Raw genomic sequence first — 6,081 nt, forward strand, 5'->3', positions numbered from 1 at the left:
TTATGAGTTTTGCAACACCATCTTATTTAAAAAAGCAGGTAATGCTTATTTGATTTTACAACATCCTTATATTTTTTATAGTGGGTAGGTTAATAAGATTACAAGTTCGTAGCACTAGGTATTGGTTTTTTATCTGAAAATTAAGTCAACTTAAAATATCAATTTTGACTTCTCTTAAATATCACTTCATTTCTAATGTATTCTACTACTACTTTCTTAGAGTAAATATATTGATTAATTCCTTGTACGGCATCTCCTTTCATCAATTAGTATATTTTATTTTGATTATAGCTATTATTATATTTTATGCAAATTTATAAAAAGCGTAGCAAAAGTAATACAGTTTTAAATAGTTTACGGCATTTAATTTGTGTAGATATACTGTAAATATGAAAATATCATTCTAAAATACTATATTACAAACGCAATGATAAAACGTTACAGATTAAAAGTTCACATACATTTTGATTTTTAAATATACCTTGAATTTTTTAGTAACTGTACAAGGGAAATAGTATATTTTATCTGTTGATCATATTAATTTAACACCTTGCTGTGATTTAATGGGATTATGAAAATATAACGTTGGAATGTTAGTAATAATAAAACAACATCCCAGATAATAACATTTTTAAAAACGAATATAATATATAAACGATTCATGAGCTATTAAAATAGAAAAGAAATAATCTTTACTTTAGATATTTATATTCTTTAACAGAGATTGTTTTATCGAAAAATGTGGATGTGTGAAGAACAAATTTTAGAGAAAGGGGAATGTAGATTAACGCATGATTTTGGATATAATTTAAGAATGGTAGGTAATACCACAAGTATTTATACTTGTGATATTACCATATTTAATAAATATAGCTACTAAGATTAGAGGGTTCCATTAATAGCGCTAGTAAGATCTGCAATTGGATACTGACTTGAGCTAACTAATGGTTGTGCAAATTTCAAAGATTGGATGTTAACATTGTAGCTCGCAGAATCTTGAATTGTGAAAAATAAAACTTGTTCCTTTACTGCTGATACTTTAATTTCAAAACCAACTGGTACACAATACATAACGCCACCAGTTTGGGCATTTTGGATTGCAAACAGGACATTGTATGTGTAATTTGTTTGATTAGCAGTTTCCTTGCCCCAGAAAATCCATGCTTCATTTTTTTGAGTATTTAAATTTGTAAACGTATTTGTAACTGCTGCAGTTAATTGATCTATTACAGATCCACCTAATGCAACTCCTAATACAGTTTTTAACACTTCTAAGACTTTATTAATCATAACACTTACTTGGTTATTCGTTTGAGTTACATTTTGATCAACATAACTCACTACAGCACCCATCGGTGTAATTGTGTTTGCGATTTCTAAACCTTTTGCCATACTAAAGCGTAGGGCATCACCAAAATCTGTAGAAGTGGGAACTAATGCATTTTGAAATGCATTTGCTAACATAATTGCTTGCAATATATAATTCGGATTATCAATTTCGTTAATAGAAAGAAGATTATTGATTTCATTTGGATCCTCAACACGTAATGTAATAACCCTTGCTGTTGATTGAGGGGTTTTCCATGGATTTACCTTTATATCTTCTAATGGACAATGATTTAAATTTTCCATAAATAAACAACTCCTTAAGTTAATTAGAATAGTGGCCTTTCAACATTAAATTATGATTTTAAACTTGCAATTATTAATCAAATATAAAGTAACATAATAAATTAAATTGAGAGACTTAATTCACATAATATTATTTAATGTATACATTGGTGCATGTTTAAGAATTAATTTATAAGGATAATGAATACTTTTTATCTAAATCCCCTCACACTAAAGTTTTTTTGTATACTTGAATATACCTCCTAAATTTTATTTGTTTTTGATTCACCGTAGTATTCTATGCGCTATAGTTCGAAAGATGCCTGTTTTTTTAGTATGTATGCTCTTTTAAAGCAATATATATTTTGAATAAGTTTTAGAATGGTATTGGGTTTTGAGTAATATATTTCACAAATTGATAGATTGAATTTAAAAGACGCCCCTAATACTTCATAATAAACTAAAACATCTCTATTACCTTTCTCAGGCATTCAATCATATTTAAGTTTGGAAAATTTGAAATCGAAAAATTAAAGTAAGCCACGTCTATTCTACTTAAACATGATCTAAATCCCTTTCCATATTGATATTGCAGATTATCCTCACAAGGAAAACATCCTTATTTTGCATATGCTAAAGATTCCTAACACGATAAAATTTTAAGTGCTTTTTGCAAACTAGGTATGAATGATACGTTTGGATATCGCCAAAATGAAATCTAATTTAAGAGTATGTATTTTCATAAAATAGTTTCGTATGAGATTTTATTATTTTGAAACAATATTTCTTATTTTTATATACATAAGTAGCATTTATTCAGAGAAGACTTATCCATCGGAAGATTTTTCAAATGGCTATATGATATAGTATCTTGTTTTTTTAGTCAAAGATACATTTTTGTTTATACATGCATCGTTTTTATACAAGTAACATATATTTGTTATGTAACAGGAGAATAGTGAAATTGGTACTAAATTTTTAAGAAAGATATTTTGAAATCTTATTTGAATAAGTTTTTTAAAATTGCATAGAAGGGAGAGAAGATAAATATGAATATGAATTTTGATTTCGAGGATCATGAAAATAAGAATTTATCTGTGCAGGAGGAACATCACCATTGTAGTGAAGGAGGGGAACATAAAATAGCATTTTGTTGTGTAGTCTCAATTCCAAAAGGTTTTAAATATGTTGCCCATTGTGATCCGAAATTTGTATATAACCTTGATTGTCTATCCGTTTCAAAAGAAAAATGCCGTAAGGTTGTTCCTATAGAAGGATGTGGATGTGCAGAGGTAGATTTGCATGTATTAAAGGTAAAGGGATGCATCTCATTTGTATCGAATATAGAAATAGAACCTATTCATGAATGCATGACCTGCTCAGCAAATCCACATAAAGAAAACATTGCTGTGAGTTGCCAAGATACTGTCTGCGTAGATCAAGTTTTGTATTGCAGTGTAGATTGTTTGCCAGATTGTGATATTAATTGTGATAATGTAAAAATTTGCGATGTGAGCATTGAACCAATTGGAGATTGTGATTGTCACGCGGTGAAAATTAAAGGGAAATTTTCACTTCACTATAAATAAAAAATCCCTAATTATTAAATGAATAATAAGGTCATAATTTATGAATAAAAATATGACCTTTAAAATAAAAAAATTCAATAAAAGGTGGAATGAATTATATGGAAGATAGTTCTTTAGATACTTTAAGTATAGTTAATGAAACAGACTTTCCATTATATAATAATTATACCGAACCTACTATTGCGCCAGCATTAATAGCAGTAGCTCCCATCGCACAATATCTTGCAACAGCTATAGGGAAATGGGCGGCAAAGGCAGCATTTTCAAAAGTACTATCACTTATATTCCCAGGTTCTCAACCTGCTACTATGGAAAAAGTTCGTACAGAAGTGGAAACACTTATAAATCAAAAATTAAGCCAAGATCGAGTCAATATATTAAACGCAGAATATAGGGGGATTATTGAGGTTAGTGATGTATTTGATGCGTATATTAAACAACCAGGTTTTACCCCTGCAACAGCCAAGGGTTACTTTCTAAATCTAAGTGGTGCTATAATACAACGATTACCTCAATTTGAGGTTCAAACATATGAAGGAGTATCTATAGCACTTTTTACTCAAATGTGTACACTTCATTTAACTTTATTAAAAGACGGAATCCTAGCAGGGAGTGCATGGGGATTTACTCAAGCTGATGTAGATTCATTTATAAAATTATTTAATCAAAAAGTATTAGATTACAGGACCAGATTAATGAGAATGTACACAGAAGAGTTCGGAAGATTGTGTAAAGTCAGTCTTAAAGATGGATTGACGTTCCGGAATATGTGTAATTTATATGTGTTTCCATTTGCTGAAGCCTGGTCTTTAATGAGATATGAAGGATTAAAATTACAAAGCTCTCTATCATTATGGGATTATGTTGGTGTCTCAATTCCTGTAAATTATAATGAATGGGGAGGACTAGTTTATAAGTTATTAATGGGGGAAGTTAATCAAAGATTAACAACTGTTAAATTTAATTATTCTTTCACTAATGAACCAGCTGATATACCAGCAAGAGAAAATATTCGTGGCGTCCATCCTATATACGATCCTAGTTCTGGGCTTACAGGATGGATAGGAAACGGAAGAACAAACAATTTTAATTTTGCTGATAACAATGGCAATGAAATTATGGAAGTTAGAACACAAACTTTTTATCAAAATCCAAATAATGAGCCTATAGCGCCTAGAGATATTATAAATCAAATTTTAACTGCGCCAGCACCAGCAGACCTATTTTTTAAAAATGCAGATATAAATGTAAAGTTCACACAGTGGTTTCAGTCTACTCTATATGGGTGGAACATTAAACTCGGTACACAAACGGTTTTAAGTAGTAGAACCGGAACAATACCACCAAATTATTTAGCATATGATGGATATTATATTCGTGCTATTTCAGCTTGCCCAAGAGGAGTCTCACTTGCATATAATCACGATCTTACAACACTAACATATAATAGAATAGAGTATGATTCACCTACTACAGAAAATATTATTGTAGGGTTTGCACCAGATAATACTAAGGACTTTTATTCTAAAAAATCTCACTATTTAAGTGAAACGAATGATAGTTATGTAATTCCTGCTCTGCAATTTGCTGAAGTTTCAGATAGATCATTTTTAGAAGATACGCCAGATCAAGCAACAGACGGCAGTATTAAATTTGCACGTACTTTCATTAGTAATGAAGCTAAGTACTCTATTAGACTAAACACCGGGTTTAATACGGCAACTAGATATAAATTAATTATCAGGGTAAGAGTACCTTATCGCTTACCTGCTGGAATACGGGTACAATCTCAGAATTCGGGAAATAATAGAATGCTAGGCAGTTTTACTGCAAATGCTAATCCAGAATGGGTGGATTTTGTTACAGATGCATTTACATTTAACGATTTAGGGATTACAACTTCAAGTACAAATGCTTTATTTAGTATTTCTTCAGATAGTTTAAATTCTGGAGAAGAGTGGTATTTATCGCAGTTGTTTTTAGTAAAAGAATCGGCCTTTACGACGCAAATTAATCCGTTACTAAAGTAGAAGTCATGTTAGCACAAGAGGAGTGAGTATTGTGGCTCCTCTTGTAATTTTAATCGCTAATATTTCTAATAGATATAAATTATATATAATATTTAAAAAGTTATAATTATGTAATTGTAGAAAATCATGAATTTTTCAATTTTATTGACGAGGAAACAGAGTATACGAGTTTATAATTTCTAATAATTGTTTAAAACATATGCTTAGAAGTCAATTTATATTAGCTTTACTTTTAGTAGAATTTATAATTAATATTTAGGATAAAATTGGAGGATAATTGATGACAGAAAATGGAGTGTTTTATAAAATATTCACAACAGAAAATAATAATTTCTGTATAAATCCTACTTTGTTAGAAAGGGTTTTTAAAAATAATTTAGATGAATTTGATTTTTCGCTAGTAAAAAAAAACTTAGAACATGAGAAGAATTGTGTGATTACTTCTACAATGAATCAAACAATTTCTTTCGAGAATATGAATAGTACAGAAATGGGGCATAAGACATATTCTTTTTTAAATCAAACAGTATTAAATAATAAGGGGAATTCTTCTTTAGAGGAACAAGTCTCTAATATTTTTTATAGATGTGTATATATGGAAGTTGGAAAATCAAGTTCATATATTAAACCTCTTGAGCAGGATTCTAATAAAATAAGGTATGTGTGTAGTTTGCTCTTTATAGTGCCCTATAAGAATAACATAACATCAATTATTCCAGTAAATTTACAACTAACATTATTATCGAAAAATGTAAAACAATCCTCTTCTACAAATATATTTTCAGGAGATATACATTTTAATATGGTAACAATGACTTATTTAACTTGATGGTGTTGCAAAACTCATAAAT

At 29.5% G+C, this 6,081-nt stretch carries 4 protein-coding genes; 3 read left to right on the top strand and 1 reads right to left on the bottom strand.

Annotated elements, in window-relative coordinates:
• Window positions 1–882 precede the first annotated feature (882 nt).
• Window positions 883–1,632: a type-1Aa cytolytic delta-endotoxin gene (locus RT27_RS30055; protein ID WP_043938803.1), complete on the bottom strand. Its 750-nt coding sequence runs from the start codon at window positions 1,630–1,632 to the stop codon at window positions 883–885.
• Window positions 1,633–2,660: 1,028 nt separating this feature from the next.
• Here RT27_RS30055 and RT27_RS30060 point away from each other — a divergent pair.
• The 3 genes from RT27_RS30060 (at window position 2,661) to RT27_RS30070 (ending at window position 6,059) form a co-directional block, all read left to right on the top strand.
• Window positions 2,661–3,200: an ABC transporter permease gene (locus RT27_RS30060; protein WP_001056902.1), complete on the top strand. Its 540-nt coding sequence runs from the start codon at window positions 2,661–2,663 to the stop codon at window positions 3,198–3,200.
• Window positions 3,201–3,298: 98 nt separating this feature from the next.
• Complete coding sequence (cry11Aa, locus tag RT27_RS30065) at window positions 3,299–5,230, top strand: pesticidal crystal protein Cry11Aa (RefSeq protein WP_000390241.1); 1,932 nt, start codon at window positions 3,299–3,301, stop codon at window positions 5,228–5,230.
• Window positions 5,231–5,510: 280 nt separating this feature from the next.
• Window positions 5,511–6,059 (top strand): P21 chaperone, encoded by a 549-nt coding sequence (locus RT27_RS30070; protein ID WP_000138229.1) that lies wholly within the window; start codon window positions 5,511–5,513, stop codon window positions 6,057–6,059.
• The last annotated feature ends 22 nt before the right edge of the window (window positions 6,060–6,081 follow it).

This window comes from Bacillus sp. L_1B0_5, assembly GCF_000836715.1.
Taxonomy (GTDB): Bacteria; Bacillota; Bacilli; order Bacillales; family Bacillaceae_G; genus Bacillus_A; species Bacillus_A thuringiensis_S.

Bases quoted from the DNA above. Each gene is read 5' to 3' on its own strand.
- RT27_RS30055 (WP_043938803.1), bottom strand. From the start codon at position 1,632: ATGGAAAATTTAAATCATTGTCCATTAGAAGATATAAAGGTAAATCCA.
- RT27_RS30060 (WP_001056902.1), top strand. From the start codon at position 2,661: ATGAATATGAATTTTGATTTCGAGGATCATGAAAATAAGAATTTATCT.
- cry11Aa (WP_000390241.1), top strand. From the start codon at position 3,299: ATGGAAGATAGTTCTTTAGATACTTTAAGTATAGTTAATGAAACAGAC.
- RT27_RS30070 (WP_000138229.1), top strand. From the start codon at position 5,511: ATGACAGAAAATGGAGTGTTTTATAAAATATTCACAACAGAAAATAAT.